The organism is uncultured Amphritea sp. (assembly GCF_937127095.1).
Taxonomy (GTDB): Bacteria; Pseudomonadota; Gammaproteobacteria; order Pseudomonadales; family Balneatricaceae; genus Amphritea.
Genome location: NZ_CAKZLP010000052.1, coordinates 1 through 19,097 on the forward strand (window position 1 = coordinate 1; position 19,097 = coordinate 19,097).

Sequence of the window (19,097 nt, forward strand, 5' to 3'; positions counted from 1 at the left end):
CTTTGCTATGTTGAGCAAAGGAACAGAATATCAGGCCCAGGCAATGACTGCCTGAGCCTAATATGTCCCAATGAAATTCTTTACTTAGATGAAAATCAGCTACCGTAATCAGTTAGTGGCTAAGAGCATTAAAGCTCGCGTTCTAGATATGATCCGGTAGTTCGCGCAAATATCAATGAGCCAGAGTTAGCGACTCAATCAGAGCTCGAACATAAGCGTGCATTTATTCTAAGTCAAAATCATTTCATTGTTGACAGAGGGGAGTCCACATAAGCCACTAGCCAGCCGCGAAGCGGCGATCTAGCTACTCGCCGTATCCCTCCGCGATATGCCTATCCTTGAGCTTGACATAATTCCCCGCTGTATAGGTAAAAAACTCCATCTCTTTTTCCGTCAGCGCCCTTACCTCTTTGACCGGCCGGCCGACGTAGAGGTGGCCGCTTTTGAGAATTTTTCCTGGTGGCACCAGGCTGCCGGCGCCGATGATGACATCGTCTTCTACGACTGCGCCATCCATGATCATTGCCCCCATACCGACGAGAATACGGCTGCCGAGGGTGCAACCGTGCAGCATTGCCTGGTGGCCGATGGTGACGTCATCGCCGATGATCAGCGGGAAGCCGTCGGGGTTGAAGGGGCCGGCGTGGGTGATATGCAGTACCGAACCGTCCTGAACGCTGGTGCGGTTGCCGATGCGGATGCGGTGCATATCGCCGCGGATTACCGTGAGTGGCCAGACGGAGACGTCGTCCCCGAGTTCTACGTCACCCAGTACGACGGCGGTCGGGTCGATAAAAACGGCGTTGCCCAGTTTCGGTGTGATGCCCTGATAGCTGCGGATGGTCATATGCTTCTCTCTTTATGATGCTCAGGTCGGATTTCTATAATAAACGCTCTGGGGTGATTGAAAATAGCCCGGCACTACCCCATCTAGTAAAGAGTGCGTTTTTATATCCCGGTTCAGGAGTTTATATGTCAAATCCATTGCTGCAAGACCATCTGCTGCCGCCTTTTTCTGAGATTAAACCTGAACAGGTTGAGCCTGCTATTGATCAGTTGCTGGCCGATTGCCGCGCTGTGGTTGAGACGGTGCTGGAGGGTAATGACTCTCCTGACTGGAATAACCTGGTGGTGCCACTGGAGCAGAGCCATGACCGTCTGGCGAAGGCCTGGTCGCCGGTGTCTCATATGAATTCGGTAGTTAACAGTGATGCGATGCGTGATGCCTACAACGCCTGTCTGCCGAAACTGTCGCAGTTCTGGACCGAGATGGGACAGCATCAGGGGCTGTTTGAAGCCTATGAGAAACTCGCTAACAGCGCAGCTTATGCCCAGCTGGATGATGCTCAGCGCAAGGTTATCGATAATACCCTGAGAGATTTTCGCCTGTCGGGCATCGCGTTGGGTACGGCGGAAAAGAAACGTTATGGCGAGCTGCAGCAGAAGCTCTCTGAGTTGACGACCAAATTTTCTGAAAACGTCATGGATGCAACCGATGGCTGGAGCAAGCTGATCACCGATGAAACGGAGCTTGCGGGTCTGCCGGAGAGTGCGCTGGCCTCGGCGAAACAGTTGGCTGAAGGTAAAGGAGAAGAGGGTTGGCTGGTGACGCTGGACTTCCCCTCCTACTTTGCGGTGATCACCTATGCGGACAACCGCGAGCTGCGTCGTGAGCTGTATGAGGCGTTTGCCACCCGCGCCTCGGATCAGGGGCCGGGGGCTGGCAAGTGGGATAACAGCGCGATTATGACTGAGATTCTCACTTTGCGCACGGAGCTGGCTAAGTTACTCGGCTTTGAGAACTATGCCGCTTACAGTCTGGCAACCAAAATGGCGGAAACCCCTGAACAGGTGGTCAGCTTCCTCAATGATCTGGCGGGCATGAGCCGCCCACAGGCTGAGAAAGAGTATCAGGAGCTGCAGGACTTCGCCCTGGAAGAGTTCAGTGAGCCGGAGCTGCAGTCCTGGGATATCTCCTATTACAGTGAGAAGCTGAAGCAGGCCCGTTATGCGATCTCCCAGGAGGAGCTGCGCCCCTACTTCCCGATGACCAAAGTCCTCGATGGGATGTTTAACATCACCGGCAAACTGTTTTCGATTGAGATTGAAGAGGTTACTGAGTTTGATCGCTGGCATAAAGATGGCCGGCTGTTTAATGTCAGTCGCGACGGCGAACTGATCGCCCGCTTCTTCCTTGACCCCTATGCCCGGGCGAAAAAACGCGGCGGCGCATGGATGGATGATTGCCGCGTTCGACGTATCGATAATGGTGTATTGCAGCTGCCGCTGGCCTATCTGGTGTGCAACTTTAACCCGCCAATTGGCGATAAACCGGCGCTGCTGACCCATAACGAAGTCACCACCCTGTTCCATGAGTTTGGTCATGGTCTGCACCATATGCTGACGAAGATTGAGTATGCGGATGTCAGTGGTATCAACGGGGTCGCCTGGGATGCGGTGGAGTTACCCAGCCAGTTCCTGGAAAACTGGTGTTATGAACCGGACGCGCTGGCGCTGATCTCCGGGCACTATGAAACTGGCGAAACCCTGCCGTTAGAGCTGTTGGAAAAGATGCTGGCGGCGAAAAACTTTCAGTCCGGCATGATGATGGTGCGCCAGCTGGAATTGTCACTGTTCGATTTTCAGCTGCACCGTGAATATAAACCCGGCGTCACCAATGTTCAGGCGGTTCTGGACCGTATTCGCAGTGAAGTGGCGGTGATCACGCCACCGGCATTTAACCGTTTTCAGCACAGCTTCAGCCATATTTTTGCCGGAGGCTATGCGGCGGGCTACTACAGCTATAAGTGGGCTGAGGTGCTCTCCGCTGATGCGTTCTCCCGCTTCGAAGAGGAGGGGGTATTCAATACTGACACCGGCCACTCTTTCCGTGAGAATATTCTTGAGATGGGTGGTTCCAAAGAGCCGATGGAGCTGTTTGTTGCCTTCCGGGGCCGTGAACCCAGTGTTGAAGCGTTATTGCGTCACTCGGGTATTACTGCCTAACAGGTTGTGGATTTTCTATCTGCGTAGCCACTGCGGCGTTAAAAACAGGCCCAAATCGGTCATTTATGAGGTATAAACTCCCTCATTTCGCCCGTTTTGGCCTTGCATTGGCGTCCTCGAAAACGAAAATCAACAGCCTGCAAGGCCAGCGGGCGCGTTTCTGGGGTATAATGTTGCAGGCACAGAATGCCTGCAAATATAGGTGTTAGGACTCTGCGCCTGTCTTTGAAATAAGTCGTTGAGATGAGTCCTTAAGAAGAGTCTTTGAGAAGAGTATGACGATTGTTAAACGTTTTATCGCCGGTGCCGTGTGTCCCCGTTGTGGCGAGATGGATTGCCTGAAAATGTATCGGGATGAGAGCCGCGAATACCGTGAGTGTGTGCGCTGTGACTTCAGTGATTCGATGGCGCTGGACGGCTCTGACCAGCCACAAGGTGAACTGGATACCCGGGTTAACCGGGGTGGTCATGTTGAACTGGAACCGGCACAGCCACTGAACTTTGTGGCTAACCCGGGCGTTAAATCAGACTCGACCAAGCATTAACATTGCACTGTTTGAGGAATCTCTATGTGTTATCGCTGTGCCTGGGCAACGGCCACCGAACTGGAACAACAGTACCATGACCAGGTTTGGGGTGTGCCCCAGACCAATGATCAGCAACTGTTTGAGTATCTGATTCTGGAAGGCGCGCAGGCCGGACTGAGCTGGCGCACGATTCTGCAAAAGCGGGAAGGCTATAGCCGTCTGTATGAGGGGTTTGACCCCGCAACGGTGGCGGCGTTTACCCCGGAAAAGATTGAACAGATGCTGCTGGACCCCGGTATTGTGCGCAACCGCCTGAAAGTTAACGCTTCGGTAAAAGCGGCGCGGATCTTCCTCGAGCTGGCGGCAAAGCATGGCAGCTTTGCCCACTATATCTGGCAGTTTGTCGACGGCCAGCCGATTCAGAACAGCTGGAGCAGCCTTAAACAGGTGCCCGCTGAAACCGATCAGTCCCGGGCGATGAGCAAAGCGCTGAAAAAAGCCGGGATGACCTTTGTCGGGCCGACCATCTGTTACGCTTATATGCAGGCGACCGGCATGGTGAATGACCATGAGACCGACTGTATCCGCTATCAGCCCTGCCGCGAGCTGGGTGAGTCCTTTACGCTTTAATCTTTGTTGCCTGCCCGATACTTTACCCGAGAGCTTACCCGATAGATCAGCCCTGCCCGGTCATCCGAGATCAGCAGGCTGCCGTCACGGTCGGTGATAATATCTACCGGCCTGCCCCAGGCGCTCTGCCCGTTTAGCCAGCCCTCAATAAACACGGTTTGCGTGGCTGGCGTTACCGAGGTATCGACTCGGATCACCCGATAGCCCACCTTGCTGGAACGGTTCCATGAGCCATGTTCGGCGATAAATAGCGTGTTTTTATCGCTGTCGGGAAACTGTTCTCCGGTATAGAACGTCAGCCCCAGCGGCGCAACATGGGCCCCCAGTTTGAGCATGGGCGGTTGAAATTCGCTAAACGGCTGGCCCTGATAGAGCTGTGGATCGGGGATATCCCCGGCGTGTACAAAAGGGAAGCCAAAGTGCTGGCCCGGTTGTGTCAGCCGGTTAAGTTCATCATCGGGCTGATCGTCCCCCAGATGGTCCCGGCCATTATCGGTAAACCAGAGTTCCTCCGTCAGTGGATGCCAGCTAAAGCCGACCGAGTTACGTATTCCCCGGGCCACGATGTTCTGCTGACCGCTGTCCAGATTGAGTTTCATAATGGAGGCAAAGCGGGGATCTTCACTGCGGCAGATATTGCAGGGCGCGCCGAGATTAAAATAGAGATCACCATTCGGGCCAAATTTAAGGTATTTCCAGCCGTGGTGGGTGATATCGGGCAGCTGGTCGGTGACCAACTGAACCTGGATAGATTCGGTTTTGACGCTATCGGCGTTGGCCACTTTGAGAATACGGTCAACGGCTGCGATATACAGATCGCCGTTACGCCAGGCGATACCACTGGGCATATTCAGGCCCTGTAACAGGATCTCCTGCTGTTCATAGATGCCATCACCGTTAACGTCTTTCAAACGGTACACCTGTCCTGCCCTGCGGCTGCCAACAAACAGCGTTCCAGGTGACCCTAACGCCATTTGTCGCGCGTTGGCGGCTTCAGCGACGACGGCTATGTGATAACCCTGTGTTAGCCGTAACTGTTCAAGTAGTGGATTTGCCAGAGCGGTCTGTGACAGGCTTAGTAGTGATGCGAGTAACAGGCTTCTCAGTTTCATAACAGTTTCCGTCCGCGTTGAGCTGATGTGTTGATATTCATGTCAGCTTAACCAGAATCGGTTAAACTCTGTCAAACATAGCTGATGATCTGCCGGTCTGCACCTGTCTGCGCTTGCCTGACACTCTCTCAAGCGTCCCGATCTCTTATTACAACTAAGTCCTTTATTACGAAGAGTTCTCTCATTACGAACAATATTATGCTGCAACGGATACAGAACATCCCCCTGGGATTACGCTATATGCTGCTCTCATCGATGGGCTTCGCGCTGATGGGGGCGTCGGTGAAGCTGGTCAGCCAATATGGCATTCCACTGATGGAGATTGTTATCGCCCGGGCGCTGGTGTCTCTGATCATCAGTTATGCCGACGTCAAACGTAAACGCATCTCCGTTTGGGGCCACAACAAGCTGCTGCTCAGTGCGCGCGGGGTAGTCGGTGCGGCGGCGCTGATCTGTGTGTATTACTCGGTGACCACCCTGCCGCTGGCGGAGGCGACCATCCTGCAGTACATGCATCCGGTATTTACCGCACTGCTGGCCTTTATGCTATTGGGCGAGCGGGTGCAGTTGTCTACCATGGTCTGTATCGTGCTGAGTATTGCCGGGCTGGTGGTGATGGTCAAACCGGATCTGTTCTTTGCCGCCGAGATCGATCTGCCATTGATCAGTGTCGTGGCGGCGCTGCTGGGGGCCTTTGGCAGCGCGATTGCGTATGTCATTGTCAGGCGTCTGAGTCAGACTGAAGACAGCTCGGTGATTATTTTCTACTTCCCGCTGATTGCGTTGCCAACTGCACTGCTGCTATCCGGCGGGGAGCTTGTTTTGCCCGATGCTTATACCCTGGTGTTGCTGATTCTGGTGGGGGTCTTCACTCAGGTGGGTCAGGTTGGACTGACCAACGCGATGAGGCACGAGGCGGCCAGTAAAGCGACCGCCTTCTCCTATATTCAGGTGATTTTTTCGATTCTGCTGGGCTGGTTTGTCTTCAGTGAACTGCCCTCCCTCTGGACCCTTATCGGCGGCGGGCTGATTGTCACCGGTGCACTGGTTAATGTGCTCTGGAAGCGCTGAGTCAGGCGACCCTGCGCAACGGCAGACTGTATAACACCAGAAACTGAACCAGTGCTGCAACCACGACGGAGGGGCCTGCCGGAGTGTCAAACTGGGATGACGCATAGAGCCCCAATAACACTGCGACAATCCCCAGCAGGCTGGCAATCACCGCCATCTGCTCCGGCGAGCTGGCCAGTCGTCGGGCGCTGGCCGCGGGGATAATCAATAACGAAGTAATCAGCAGAATTCCCACTACTTTCATCGCGATGGCGATTACGACACCGATCAGTAACATCAGGGCCAGTCGTATCCTGGCGACCGGTACGCCCTCTACCTGGGCCAGCTCCTCATTGATGGTCACCGCCAGCAGCGGATTCCACAATCGCCAGATCAGCAGCAGCACAATCGCGCCGCCACCGTAGATCCAGTAGAGGTCATTGGGGGTGATCGCCAGCAGGTCACCAAACAGATATTCCATCAGGTCTACCCTGACATCATCCAGCAGTGAAACCGCCACCAGACCCAGCGACAGGCTACTGTGGGCCATAATCCCCAGCAGGGTGTCGGTTGCCACCAGGCGCTGTCGCTGCAGGCTCACCAGAATCAGCGCGAGGATGACGCAGCAACTGACCACTGCCAGATTGAAATTGATATCAAACAGCACGCCGACCGCAATGCCCAGTAGCGCTGAATGGGCCAGGGTATCGCCGAAGTACGCCATTCGCCGCCATACCACAAAAGACCCCAGAGGCCCGGCCACCAGTGCGACGCCGATACCCCCTAACAGGGCCAGTAAGAGAAACTCAGGCATCAGTGGTGCCCTCCGCAATGGCTATGATCCGCATCCTCACTCTCACTCTGAGATAACGGCACGATATCACCATGTTCGTTATGCTGGTGGTTATGGTGATGGCTATAGAGGGCGAGGTTTTCCGCACCGGGCACCCCAAACAGTTCCATATAGGAGGGGTCGGAGCTGACCTGTTCCGGATGACCGGAGCAGCAGATATGGTGGTTCAGACAGATCACCTGATCAGTCGCCGCCATCACCAGATGCAGATCATGGGAGATCATCAGCACCGAGCAGTTGTACTTATCGCGGATGCTGGCGATCAGACTATACAGTTCCACCTGACCGTTAATATCGACGCCCTGGGCGGGTTCATCCAGCACCAGTAGTTCGGGTTTACGCAGTAACGCCCGGGCCAGCATCACCCGCTGCATCTCGCCACCAGAGAGACTGTGCACCGATTGCTTTAACAGGTTTTCGGCGCGTACCGATTCCAATGCCTGTTGCCGGTCAGCAACGCTGGCAAAGGCGGCGGTTTTCAGAAAGCGCTCGACTGTCAGGGGAAAGGTGGTATCAATATGCAGTTTCTGCGGCATATAGCCGATGCGCAGTGTCGGTGAGCGTTTAATCTCTCCGCTGGTGGGCGACAGTAGCCCCAGCACTGCCTTAACCAGGGTGGTTTTTCCGGCGCCGTTGGGGCCAATCAGGGTGGTAATCTGCCCTGGTTTCAGCACCATTGAGACATTCTCGATAACGCTGTTCTCGCTAAAACTGATATTCAGACCGGTAATCTCTACCAGGTTATCCGGGCTCATACACTTTCCTGACAGTTGGGGCAGCGTCCCAGAATTTCGATGTTCTCCTGCTCAACGGAGAAGCCTGCGTGGCTTGCAACGCTTTGAATGCTGCTGTGTAACGCAGAGGATTCAAGCTCTGCCGTGGTGCCACAGGTTTGGCAGATGAGGAAATAGCCAAAGTGATTTTGGCCTGGATGGCTGCAACCGATAAAGGCGTTCAGCGTCGCCAGCCGGTGTACCAGACCCTGCTCCTGCAGGAAATCCAGGGCACGGTAAACGGTCGGCGGTGCGGAGTTAAACCCGGCTTTGGCGATAGCGGGTAGCAGGTCATAAGCCCCCAGGGGTTTATGGCTTTGCCAGATGAGTTTGAGCACCAGTTCGCGAATTTTTGTCAGGCGCTGGCCGTTTGTTTTGCACAGATCCTGAGCATGCTGCAGCGCCGTTTTGACGCAGCGGCTGTGGTCATGGTCGGGTTGATGGGCGATATTGTTTATGGATTGAGAGGCCATCATAAAACCAGTTGTTTTAATTAGTTGAACTTTTAATTGTTATATTATAACTTTGCGTTTCTTCAAATAACAGTGGCCGCCTTCAATGATTTCCAGATTTTCTTCAATGTTTTCTATTTTTTTACTTAGCAGCGCGATCTGTTCGGCTCAGGCGGTGCATGCGGAGCAGGTTAAACTGCTGGCGAGTATTAAGCCGATACAACTGATTGCCGAGGATATGCTGGGGGATCTGGCCGAGGTTGATGTGTTGTTGCCACCGGGAAGTTCGCCTCATCATTTCTCACTGAAGCCCTCCTCGATAGGGCTGATACATGATGCAGACCTGTTTATCTGGGGAGGCCCGGGTCTGGAGTTGTTTCTGACTAAAACCGTTAGTCAGCTGGAACGCCCTGCCCTGGCGCTGCTTGAGGGGGGTGACGCGCATCATCATGACGAAGAGCACGCCGCTGACAATGAACCATCTCATACAGATGAAGCCCTGGGCGCAGAGGCGGACGATCAGCATGATCATGGCGACAGTGACCCTCATTTCTGGATGGCGCCTGACCGGGCGCTGGCCGCTGCCGATCTGATTAAAGATCGGCTGGTGGAGCGTTATCCAACGGATGCGGCGCTTTACGAGCAAGCCTATAACGATTTTGCTGCCCGACTTTCTGTCACCGATCAACAGCTGCAGCAACAACTGAAAGTCGTGGGTAATACCGGATTTTATGTTTTCCATGATGCTTTTGGCAGCTTTGTTGAGCATTATCAGTTGCATCAGTTGGGCTATTTTACCGTTGATCCGGGCCGCAAACCCGGTGCGCGTCGCCTGAGTGAGATTCGCACTGCGCTGGAAAACGATCAGGCTCGCTGTGTGTTTGTTGAGCCGCAGTTCAAAGCACCGGTTGTTGATAGCCTGATTCGTGGGCTGGATATCCGTGTCGGACGGCTTGATCCCCTTGCCGTTGCTATCGAAGCAGGCCCTGGCGGGTACAGTAATTATCTGCAATCACTGGCAGATAGTTTCACTAATTGTCTCTCCGCAGAATAAAAACGAAAAAAAGTGGTGACGGGCACTTCACAAATGAAAAGCCCGTCTTTATAATGCGCTCCTCTTTCGGAGCAGATGTGGTGGAATTGGTAGACACGCTAGCTTCAGGTGCTAGTGCTCGCAAGGGCGTGGGAGTTCGAGTCTCCCCATCTGCACCAACTTACTTTCCTGATGTTCTCTCCCCTATTGTTATTTCTCTCATCGGTTTTTAGTCAATTAGTTCTTCTGTTCTATTCTATGGCTTATTATTGCTACCTTTAGTCACGACCGTTTGCATCGCTATCAGCTGTCTATACCTGTCTGCTATCTCGTTATGCTCTGGCCTGAAAGGGGGTCTCCGGCGATGAATTTGATGGGAATGGCAGGATGATAATTAAGGGACATAAAAAAAGGCCACTAAAGAGTGGCCCAAAGGAGTCTCGTTTAGACCTATACGGTCCCGAATGAACGAGTGCTGTTAAAACCTTGTTTCTGGCGTTTATGTGTCAGACTTTTTAGCCAGTTGCCCAGCGCTGTTAGCTGCTGTCCAATATATTCGTTGCGTGCCAGCTGACCCTGTCTTACATAGTAAGCGGTATCAACCATACCAAATTCGTCAACTTTAAGACCGTGCTCATTTGTGTTCATGCTATGCACCAAAATAATTCATTAAACTGTCATGTCGTTAAATGAATCAACCCGACTGGATTTAAGCAGCTTATCCGGATGTTTTTAGATTAAGCTATTGTCTGCAGTGTCTTGCGGTTGGATCATTGTTCCGTTGATGGTTATACTAAGGTCGCACTGCTTAGAAAACAAACGACAGATTTTCAGCTTTAATGTGAAATATATTCACTTATTGAGGTGTGTATCAGACGCTTACCCCCTTTGAATGCTCTGCGCAGTTTTGAGTCTGCTGCCCGACTGGGTAGTTTTAATAAAGCGGCAGAAGAGCTGTATGTAACCCCGTCTGCGGTGAGTCATCAGATTAAATCCCTGGAAGAGTATCTGGGGTTAAAGCTGTTTCATCGTGAAAAAAGGCAGGTGCAGATCACCGTGGCCGGTGAGAAATATCTGGTTGCGGTGTCTCACGCGCTGGATGAGCTGGATGCGGCCACTCGTCGTCTGATCTCTGCGCCCAATACCAGCTCGTTAACCTTTGAGGCACCTCCGGCGTTTCTGAGTCGCTGGCTGATGCCAAGAATCAAAGACTTTCAGGCGCTGTATCCCGATGTGGAGCTGCGACTGAGCACCGGTTCGGTTAATCGTATCGACTTTGATCACTCCGACCTGGATATGGCGGTGTATTTTGGTGATCCGCCCGACGATGATGATATCGAGGTGCGGCTGGTGCATCGTTCAGTGGTGGTGCCTGTGTGCAGCCCTCGTAAGCAGGAAGATCATCAGATTGAAACCCTGGCAGATCTGAGAAAGCAGACGCTGATTCATGTCACCAGCCGCCGCAATGAGTGGCAGCGCTTACTGCAAAAATCTGGCATTTCGATGACCGGCGAGGAAAAGGGCTTGTCCTTTTCCAGTACCCAGCTGGCGCTGGGAGCCGCGTTGGAAGGCCTGGGCGTTGCGCTGTCAGACAAGTCGCTGATCAGCCGGGAGTTGCAGTATGGGCAGCTTGTGGTGCCGGTGGATGTCGAACTGCTGACGGGCAAGGCGTTTTATCTGGTCTACCCGAAAGATCGTCCGTTGACCTATGGTATGCGCATTTTCCGTGAATGGCTGTTGCAGGTGATGGGGCTTCCTGATCAGGAGGGGCAGGTCGCTGACGAGTGAAATCAGGACAGTAACCTGCTGCAGATCAAACCTGACTCAGAGTGACGGTTTGCTGTAGGGCCTGGGTTAGCGGTCAGAGCCGCACGGTTGTAAGATGGTTATCCCAGGCGGTTGCAAGCGTTTGGGGTTGTCGGGTTGTTGCTCCGGTTTGAAGATTGTGCCGGATACACCGCCCCGTGCCTGAGCTGATAATAAACTCGGCGCTATTGCCGGTCGCCGCAAGGCCACAGCCATCGCGACTTTTGATAGACGAGATAAACTGGTTTTTTTGCAGATCCCAGAAGGAGATAAGATCACCCCGGGGTGCTGATACCGCAGCAAAGCGACCGCTCTGGTCGAACCGGGCACTGCCGCAATAGCCCTTCATTGCCATATTAACAGGGTCTGGAGCACGTAACAGCTGAATCGCTTCGCCGGGACGGTGAACGCCCACCAGTGGCAGGTTGAGACCGATATTGCCCTGATACTGAAAGGCGATAACGGTGTTACCCTCACGGTTGGTATCGATATGGCGGATGCTCAGTTGGTGCTGGTCTGAGGGTAGCTGCTGTTGATCCAGTCGCTCACCGCTGAGCAGATCCAGCCGTAGCAGCGACGGTTGCATACTGTCCAGGTTGAGTTTCTCACGGCCCCGATCCGGGTGAGTCAGAATTCCACCATTGGCCACCACCAACACCGAACTGCCCGGCTGCTGCACCAGCTCATGAGGGCCGATGCCGTGGCTCGGGTAGTCCGCGATAACCGCATAGTTTTGTTCCAGCGAACGCATTACCACACGTCCCTGTCCGGTATTGATCTCATTCTCAGTGGTGATCAGCCAGCGGCCATCTTCCGAAAAAACCGCATGGCCGAAAAAATGCCGTCCGTTGTCTGCGATAATGCGTTTAACCAGTCGTTGCTGCTGGTAATCAACAATATCGATAAAGTGACCCGGTCGCCGGGCAATGCAGGCCAGCAACGGCCGCTGCGGATGGGCTTCGGTATGATGCGCCCGTCCGGGCAGTGGATGGTCCAGCAACACCTGCCCCTGTTGTCCGATCAGGTAAAGGTGATATTGCCCGGAACGGTCTTTGGCCGCCGACGCAAACATCGGTTGTGCTGAACGACTATCATCGGCTGCGGCCAGCGTCATCTGGGGCAGCAGCATCGCGCTGCCCAGCAGCTGACAGAAGCGGCGGCGATTAATCTCCATCACGGCTGTTAAACCCCAGTTGAATGTTCAGCGTTATCATCTCGGCACTCAGTTCACGATCCAGCTGTTGGAGTGCTGCGCTTATCTCGAGTAGCTGTTTAACGGTTTCTGGCTGATGCAGGCTGGTGATCAGGGGGGCCTGCACCGCCTGCAGCTGTTGTTCGATAGCGTTGAAAAGGGTGCTGATATTATCCGCCTGAGCCGCTCTGCCCTGCTGGCGCAGCAGACTATCGACGCTTTTTTTAGTGCCAGAATAGAGGTGATGGAGAGTGGCAACGTTCAGCTGAATGTTGCGTAACGAGCGTTGACTACGCCAGGACTCAGTGCGTCGTGGACGCACCTGACCATCACCCAGAGGACTGAGGATTTTTTGATCCCGGATCGCTTCAAGCGGTTCAATCAGGGCTTTCATCATATCGACGGCGGCTTCCTGATGGCTGTCGTAATAACTTGCTTCGCTGCCTGCGTTGCTGACTGAGTCAGCATAACCATCGGTCCATTCATCCAACGTTGCCTGGCTATTTACAGCGATGTAGGCGGCGATAGTCTGAGTCAGCTGGCAGCGATAGCTGGTGTTTTCCAGATCGGACAGCGAACCCGTAAACAGTAGTCGCTCAAGTGCAGGCAAGCCTTTCACCCCGATACTCGCCTGGTAAAGATAATCAACACTCAGGGTGTCCGGGTTTTGCTGTTGTAAAAGCTGATTCAGCTGTTTACCAATCAGGTTTTTTTTGTCTGGCCAGAACTGCATGCTGAAATTACGCATATGCGTTGTAATCGGGCCGAACTGGATATTCTGAACGCTTTGCCAGGCGTCCATGGTCTGCTGAAAGTCGGCCTGGGCTCGTTCCAGGTGCGTCTGATCCGGCTGGCGGCAGAGTGCGGCAGTGCTGGTCGCAAGTTCCGCACTGCTACGCTGTAATGACTGATAACGAGGCAGTATGTGCTCACTAACAAGGCTGTGGTTAAGCGCTTGCCATTGCGGCTCTGATGGGGCGGCATGGAGCATCCCGGCCGCTGTAAACAACAATGAGATGCCTAACAGAAGGGGCCAGAGCGGGGCATTAGTTGATTTCATAGTGACTCCAGAAATGTCATTAGGGCTTGCCGGTCTGCGGTTGGCAGGTTGATGACCCGGTCGCGTGAAGCTGAGCCTTCGCCGCCGTGCCACAAAATGGCTTCAAGCAGATTTCTGGCCCTGCCATCGTGAAGGAAATAGGTATGGCCGCTCACGGTTTTGGTCAGGCCGATCCCCCAGAGTGGCGGTGTTCTCCATTCACTGCCGCTCGCCAGAAACTCTGGCCGGTTATCTGCCAGTGCTTCGCCCATATCGTGAAGTAGCAAGTCGGTATAGGGCCAGATCAACTGGTTAGACTGTTCTGGCATATCCACACGGGAGGCGGTGGTAAAATCTGGCTGATGGCATGCGGCACAGCCGCTTTGATGAAAGACGGCTTTACCCTTCAATACCTCGGGTTTATCAAAGTCCGGGCGGGCCGGTGGTGCCAGATTACGGCTGTAAAATTCAACCAGCTTAACCATCTCTGTGGATGCCTCGGCATTGTCCTGTTGCTGAGTGTTACCGTCAGGTTGCTGTAAACAGATCACTTGTTGTGCTGTGCAATCGCCGGAAGCGGCAGGAACAAAGGGCGTTGAGATCCCCATATCACCGTTGAACGCGCCGACGGCCTGTTGAATCAGCGTTGGATTGCCTGCTTTCCAGCCAAATCGTCCCAAATCCTGCTGTTGGGTGAAACTGTTCCAGACGCGGTTGGTCCGGCCGGAGATACCATCATTATTGCTATCGTCCGGATCGGCTAATGCTTCAATATCGGCAGGGGCAACTGCTTCCAGTAAGCCCAGACCAACCATTGGTGGTGCAACCCGTGGTGAGAGCATCGTCTGGGGGTGCAAAGGGCCATAGCTGAGATCCGCTATGCTGTATTGCGGGTGGCGCAGGCTGACTTGGACGCCATCCGCCAGCGTTACGATGGATTCGCTATAGCTGATCACCATTCGTCCTTCCCCGGCCAGCCCGTTGATGGCCAGATCCTGTAGCTGACCACCATAGGTGGGTTCAGGAATAACGCCCACTGTGCCACTTTCAAGCAGTTGCCGCTGGGCATCGTTTTGTGGCGGAATGCTCAGGCGCAGAAACATTGATACCGCGTTGTCTTCCGGCCAGTTCGCTTCCGGGGGGTGCCCCCGGCCATCTTTCAGGTGACAGCGTTGACAGGCGCGGGCGTTATAGAGCGGCCCCAGGCCATCACTGGCGGTGGTTGATGATGGCGCAGGAACCCATATTTTTTTGAAGATGCCATTGCCGAGTTTAAAGTCCAGCTCTTTTTCGAAGCTCATATTGGCTGAGCTTTGAGAAAAGGCATTGATATTCAGCTGCTTGTGATGGCTTGAGCTACCGCCGGGCAGCGCCTCACCCGGTTCTGGCTGGCTGTAGTCCGTTACCGCAACCGCTGGGGCCGCCAGGGCGATGGTTGCCATAGTGATGGCGACGGGTAAAAAGCGATATTTTCTGCTCATCCCGCTTACTCCAGTACCTTAGCCGGATTATCCAGACTGTCGGAGCCTTCCAGCTGAATGTTGTCCAGCTGTAGCAGGGCGATAATGTTTTCAATGGCACGGGTTTCTTCGGTCAGAGCGTCAACAAAGTTCTGCACCACCTGGTTGCCTGCATCGTTGCCTTCACCGATCAGGACATCGAAGGTTTCCCCCAGGGCCGCATGATCTACCATCACCTGAGCCGCTTTTTCGGTGTTTTGCAGCTTAATCAGCATATTCTGATCGGCGGCTGCGGTCTGAGCGGCGACATAGGCTGACAGGCTTGGGCCGGAGACCGTGGAGCCATCGATACGGGTATAGGACCCTTGATAGACATTGCGAATCCCTTTGGCGTCGTAATAATGGGACCAGTGAGTATTATCAGAGAAGCAGTCATGTTCCTCTTCCGGATCATGCAGCATCAGACCGAGTTTGGTCCGCTCCCCTGCCAGCTCGCCATAGGCCAGGCTGCCCATGCCGGTGAGGATGGTGGCGATCGCTTCTTTATCCTCTCTGGCGTTGAGTTGCAGGCGAGCAGCGCCCTGCGCTTGCCAGTTATTGACCATCTCTTGTAAGTCGCTGATGAGTAGCTGAGTGGTTGCCTGCAGATAGTCGCGACGCCGATCACAATGGCCTCCGGTACAGTTGTCCAGGCTAAAGTCGGATGCCGGGCGATTGCCCGCTCCCGGAGATGTGCCATTCAGGTCCTGCCCCCATAGAAGGAATTCGATGGCGTGATAGCCAGTGGCGACGTTGGCTTCTATACCATCGACCTCATGCAGAGTGTCTGAGAGTAGTTCAGGTGTAATGTTGCTGGCATCAATCAGTGTTCCACCGACCCGCAGGCTGGTGTTGGCAATTACATTGGCGCGGTATTGGGCGTTTTCATCGGATTCTGCCCCGTAATGCGCGCTATCGACATAATCAATCAGCCCCTCATCCAGTGGCCAGGAGTTTACCCGTCCCTCCCAGTCGTCAACGATTGCGTTGCCGAAGCGATAGGCTTCTGATTGCTGATAGGGAACCCGTGCGGCAATCCAGGCTGCCCGGGCGATTGCCAGCGATTCCGGGGTAGGGTTTTGCAGTAGCGAGTCAATACTGACCTGAAGCTCCTGAGCACTGAACAAGGAGTCCTCGTAGGTAGCAAGTGCGATATCCGCATAGGTTTTGATGATCTCAGCGGTGGCCGGAACGGCTGATACTGCGGTAGAGCAGTGAAGTATGCCTGCGAAGAGAGCGGAGGTGATTACTTTTGCGTGCATTGAGGGGCTCCTGTCAGTTAATACAGGAGATGCTAATGCAAACAAGAATGATTCGCAATAGTGTTTGTTTTTTTTGGGCTATACCGTTTTACAAGAATAGAGCCAGCAAATGCTGGCTCTATCGTACTGCCTATGCCGCATATTATGCTTACTCAGGCAAAATATTTTTCCAGTTCGTCCGCACCACCGATCCGTTGTCCATCGATAAATACCTGAGGCGTAGTACCCTGGCCACTGATCGCGGTGAGTGAGCTGTAACTCAGGCCGTGACTGCCCAGTTCGACCTCCTCATAGCTAAAGCCCTTCTCTTTCAGCAGCTTCTTCGCCCGGATACAGTGAGGGCAACCCGGTTTAGTCAGAATGCTGACCCGTTTTGGTTGTTCAGCCGTTGGGTTGATGTAGTTGAGCATGGTGTCGGCATCAGAGACCTGGAACGGGTCGCCAGGCAGATCGGGTTCGATAAACTGTTTTTCAACTACGCCATCCACAACCAGCATGGAGTAACGCCAGCTGCGCTTGCCAAAGCCGATAGCATCTTTATCGACCAGCATATCCATTCCGGCGGCGAACTCGCCATTGCCGTCCGGGATAAAGGTGATATTTTCAGCGCCCTGGTCGCCCTGCCAGGCATTCATGACGAAGGTATCGTTTACGGATACACAGATGATGCTGTCCACGCCCTCTTTGGCAAACACCGGTGCCAGTTCGTTATAACGGGGCAGATGGGTGGTTGAACAGGTGGGGGTGAATGCGCCTGGCAGTGCAAAAACAACAACCTTCTTGCCTGCGAACAGCTCCTCTGTGGTGATATCCACCCACTGGTTGTTCTGTTGAGTGTGAAAGGTGACCTGAGGGACTTTATGGCCTTCTTTATTTGTTAGCATGTTTTATATTCCTGAAAAGTAGTTGTGATTCGATAGAGAGATGATGCCAATATCTGGATCGTTAATAAAATTAATTAATTTTAAGATGTTAATAGCTATTCGCTAATATCTAATGCCGTGTTGTTCTATAACGGGGCGAGAGCCGGTCATTAATTTAATAATCTGAGCTTACAGCTGTTTCCGGTCATAGTGTTTGATTGAAATGCTGGTTTAAGATGGTCGCATAATTTAAAGTCAGCCATCCTTTTTCAGATGGAGTGTTATCCATCTTCTCGGTATAGGTCAATGAATAACGTCCATCCTTTTATGCAGGCTGTTTACAGTAACTTTCTGGGGAACTCGCCTGGCTGGTATAAGCAGTTAATACTTATTTTTTTGTTGGCTAATCCATTGATCGACCTGCTCTTCGGTTCCGTGTTGAGTAGCTGGATGCTGATATTTGAGTTTATCTTTACCCTGGCGATGGCGCTGAAGTGTTATCCCCTGCAACCCGGCGGCCTGCTGGCGATGGAGGCGGTGATTATCCATCTGTCTGAGCCCAGTCATGTGTATGATGAGATTGCGGCTAATCTGCCCGTCATTCTGTTGCTGATGTTTATGGTGGCCGGTATCTACTTTATGAAAGGGATGCTGCTGTTTGTGTTTACGAAGCTACTGCTCAGTGTGCGCAATAAAACCGCTCTTGCTCTGTTGTTTGCCCTGATGGGGGCGGTGCTGTCAGCCTTTCTTGATGCGCTGACGGTGACAGCAGTGCTGATCAGTTCTGCAGTGGGCTTTTATGCGATCTATCATCGGGTGGTCTCCGGTAGTCATCCCGACATGGATCATGATCATTCTAACGATGATAACCTGCATGAAGATCACCGGCTGGAACTGGATGAGTTTCGTGCCTTTCTGCGTAGCTTGCTGATGCATGGCGCTGTAGGGACTGCGCTGGGCGGTGTCAGTACGCTGGTGGGGGAACCGCAGAACCTGTTGATCGGGGAGAAAATGGGCTGGCACTTTATTGATTTCTTTATCAATGTCGCCCCGGTCTCAATGCCTGTGCTGGCCTGCGGGCTGTTAACCACACTGGTGCTGGAGAAAACTGGCTGGTTTGGCTATGGTGCGAAAATTCCCGAGCCGGTGTTTGAAATTCTCAGGGAGTACGATGAGAAGGAGCAGGCTGGCTGGGGTATGAAAGAGAAAGCTGAGCTGTATATGCAGTTTGGTGTGGCGATTTTTTTGATTCTGGCGCTGGCCTTTCATCTGGCGGAGGTCGGTGTTATCGGCCTGACAGTGATTATTCTGCTCACCAGTCTGAATGGGGTAACTGAAGAGCATCGTATTGGTCGGGCGTTTGAGGAGGCGCTGCCTTTTACCGCGCTGCTGGTGGTGTTTTTCACCATCGTTTCGGTGATTCACGATCAGCATCTGTTTACCCCGGTAATTGAGGCGGTACTGCAGCAGGATCTTCGTAGCCAGCCGGTGATGTTTTTTATTGCTAACGGCTTGTTATCAGCGATCAGTGACAATGTGTTTGTCGCTACGGTGTATATCAACGAGGTGGCCAGTGCCTTCGATGCCGGGCGTATTAGTCGCGAGCATTTCGAAGCGCTGGCGATCGCTATCAATACCGGCACCAACCTGCCCAGTGTGGCGACTCCCAATGGCCAGGCGGCGTTTCTGTTTCTGCTGACCTCAGCCATTGCACCGTTGATCCGCTTGTCTTACTTGCGCATGGTGATTATGGCCCTGCCCTACACTATTGTGTTGAGTGTGACCGGCTTGCTGGCGGTGTGGTATCTGATCTGAATAGCATTTGCCACAATGACCTGAGCGGTGAAGACTGCTCTGTGGGAGATGCCGGTTCTGTTTCGAGCAGATCGGCAGAGGCTTTGTGTTGTTGACGGCGAAGCTCTCTGCGTTCCCAGGCCTGGTTGGCTTTAGCGGCAAAATCTGCCTGTTGGCGGCCGCTCAGCTGGGTCGGCCTGAGGATG

At 53.4% G+C, this 19,097-nt stretch carries 18 protein-coding genes and 1 tRNA gene; 8 read left to right on the forward strand and 11 right to left on the reverse strand.

What is annotated here, in order from left to right; all coding sequences use genetic code 11:
- Positions 1-304 precede the first annotated feature (304 nt).
- A complete protein-coding gene (locus tag Q0499_RS11600) occupies positions 305-847 on the reverse strand; it encodes a gamma carbonic anhydrase family protein (RefSeq protein WP_299199493.1) in 543 nt (180 codons plus the stop codon).
- 125 nt (positions 848-972) lie between these two features.
- On the opposite strand from Q0499_RS11600, the gene prlC reads away from it, so the two are divergent.
- The 3 genes from prlC to Q0499_RS11615 all read left to right on the forward strand — a co-directional run bounded on the left by prlC (position 973) and on the right by Q0499_RS11615 (position 4,163).
- Positions 973-3,006 carry an oligopeptidase A gene (gene prlC / locus Q0499_RS11605; RefSeq protein ID WP_299199498.1) on the forward strand — a complete coding sequence of 678 codons (2,034 nt, stop codon included), beginning with the start codon at positions 973-975 and terminating at the stop codon, positions 3,004-3,006.
- 275 nt (positions 3,007-3,281) lie between these two features.
- Complete coding sequence (locus tag Q0499_RS11610) at positions 3,282-3,551, forward strand: YheV family putative zinc ribbon protein (RefSeq protein WP_299199500.1); 270 nt, start codon at positions 3,282-3,284, stop codon at positions 3,549-3,551.
- A gap of 24 nt (positions 3,552-3,575) precedes the next feature.
- Positions 3,576-4,163: a DNA-3-methyladenine glycosylase I gene (locus Q0499_RS11615; protein ID WP_299199502.1), complete on the forward strand. Its 588-nt coding sequence runs from the start codon at positions 3,576-3,578 to the stop codon at positions 4,161-4,163.
- Here the strand turns inward: Q0499_RS11615 and Q0499_RS11620 are convergent.
- The gene (locus Q0499_RS11620) at positions 4,160-5,275 is read right to left on the reverse strand and encodes a PQQ-dependent sugar dehydrogenase (protein ID WP_299199504.1); all 1,116 of its coding nucleotides are present in this window, start codon (positions 5,273-5,275) and stop codon (positions 4,160-4,162) included. The genes Q0499_RS11615 and Q0499_RS11620 overlap by 4 nt on opposite strands.
- Before the next feature lie 198 nt (positions 5,276-5,473).
- On the opposite strand from Q0499_RS11620, the gene Q0499_RS11625 reads away from it, so the two are divergent.
- Positions 5,474-6,346 carry a DMT family transporter gene (locus Q0499_RS11625; RefSeq protein ID WP_299199506.1) on the forward strand — a complete coding sequence of 291 codons (873 nt, stop codon included), beginning with the start codon at positions 5,474-5,476 and terminating at the stop codon, positions 6,344-6,346.
- 1 nt (position 6,347) lies between these two features.
- Here Q0499_RS11625 and znuB read toward each other — a convergent pair whose 3' ends face one another.
- Genes znuB through Q0499_RS11640 form a run of 3 tightly spaced genes read right to left on the reverse strand, consistent with a single transcriptional unit; the run spans position 6,348 to position 8,424 of the window.
- Positions 6,348-7,139: a zinc ABC transporter permease subunit ZnuB gene (znuB, locus tag Q0499_RS11630; RefSeq protein WP_299199508.1), complete on the reverse strand. Its 792-nt coding sequence runs from the start codon at positions 7,137-7,139 to the stop codon at positions 6,348-6,350.
- Positions 7,139-7,933 carry a zinc ABC transporter ATP-binding protein ZnuC gene (gene znuC, locus Q0499_RS11635; protein ID WP_299199510.1) on the reverse strand — a complete coding sequence of 265 codons (795 nt, stop codon included), beginning with the start codon at positions 7,931-7,933 and terminating at the stop codon, positions 7,139-7,141. Before znuC ends, znuB begins: the two co-directional genes overlap by 1 nt.
- Entirely contained in the window at positions 7,930-8,424 is a 495-nt protein-coding gene (locus tag Q0499_RS11640) for a Fur family transcriptional regulator (RefSeq protein WP_299199513.1), read from the reverse strand. Before Q0499_RS11640 ends, znuC begins: the two co-directional genes overlap by 4 nt.
- A gap of 106 nt (positions 8,425-8,530) precedes the next feature.
- Here Q0499_RS11640 and znuA point away from each other — a divergent pair, with 106 nt between their 5' ends.
- Together znuA and Q0499_RS11650 are read left to right on the forward strand one after the other, a co-directional pair.
- Positions 8,531-9,457 carry a zinc ABC transporter substrate-binding protein ZnuA gene (gene znuA, locus Q0499_RS11645; protein ID WP_299199516.1) on the forward strand — a complete coding sequence of 309 codons (927 nt, stop codon included), beginning with the start codon at positions 8,531-8,533 and terminating at the stop codon, positions 9,455-9,457.
- Positions 9,458-9,528: 71 nt separating this feature from the next.
- A tRNA-Leu gene (locus Q0499_RS11650) sits at positions 9,529-9,615 on the forward strand.
- A 271-nt stretch (positions 9,616-9,886) separates the two neighbouring features.
- Here Q0499_RS11650 and Q0499_RS11655 read toward each other — a convergent pair.
- Positions 9,887-10,084 carry an RSP_7527 family protein gene (locus tag Q0499_RS11655; protein ID WP_299199518.1) on the reverse strand — a complete coding sequence of 66 codons (198 nt, stop codon included), beginning with the start codon at positions 10,082-10,084 and terminating at the stop codon, positions 9,887-9,889.
- Between the two features lie 216 nt (positions 10,085-10,300).
- On the opposite strand from Q0499_RS11655, the gene gcvA reads away from it, so the two are divergent.
- Positions 10,301-11,224 (forward strand): transcriptional regulator GcvA, encoded by a 924-nt coding sequence (gene gcvA / locus Q0499_RS11660; RefSeq protein ID WP_299199520.1) that lies wholly within the window; start codon positions 10,301-10,303, stop codon positions 11,222-11,224.
- Positions 11,225-11,297: 73 nt separating this feature from the next.
- On the opposite strand, the gene Q0499_RS11665 is transcribed toward gcvA, so the two are convergent.
- From Q0499_RS11665 to Q0499_RS11685, 5 genes are all read right to left on the reverse strand, one after another.
- Positions 11,298-12,416 (reverse strand): DUF1513 domain-containing protein, encoded by a 1,119-nt coding sequence (locus tag Q0499_RS11665; RefSeq protein WP_299199551.1) that lies wholly within the window; start codon positions 12,414-12,416, stop codon positions 11,298-11,300.
- Positions 12,406-13,494, reverse strand: a complete 1,089-nt coding sequence (locus tag Q0499_RS11670; RefSeq protein WP_299199522.1) for an imelysin family protein — start codon at positions 13,492-13,494, stop codon at positions 12,406-12,408. The genes Q0499_RS11665 and Q0499_RS11670 overlap by 11 nt, the downstream gene beginning before the upstream one ends.
- Positions 13,491-14,954, reverse strand: coding sequence for a di-heme oxidoredictase family protein (locus tag Q0499_RS11675; protein WP_299199524.1), 1,464 nt, complete (start codon positions 14,952-14,954; stop codon positions 13,491-13,493). Before Q0499_RS11675 ends, Q0499_RS11670 begins: the two co-directional genes overlap by 4 nt.
- Before the next feature lie 5 nt (positions 14,955-14,959).
- Positions 14,960-16,234 (reverse strand): imelysin family protein, encoded by a 1,275-nt coding sequence (locus tag Q0499_RS11680; RefSeq protein ID WP_299199526.1) that lies wholly within the window; start codon positions 16,232-16,234, stop codon positions 14,960-14,962.
- A 152-nt stretch (positions 16,235-16,386) separates the two neighbouring features.
- A complete protein-coding gene (locus Q0499_RS11685; RefSeq protein ID WP_299199528.1) occupies positions 16,387-17,118 on the reverse strand; it encodes a glutathione peroxidase in 732 nt (243 codons plus the stop codon).
- A gap of 285 nt (positions 17,119-17,403) precedes the next feature.
- Here Q0499_RS11685 and nhaB point away from each other — a divergent pair, with 285 nt between their 5' ends.
- On the forward strand, positions 17,404-18,912 hold the full coding sequence (gene nhaB, locus Q0499_RS11690; RefSeq protein WP_299199531.1) for a sodium/proton antiporter NhaB: 1,509 nt from the start codon (positions 17,404-17,406) through the stop codon (positions 18,910-18,912).
- The last annotated feature ends 185 nt before the right edge of the window (positions 18,913-19,097 follow it).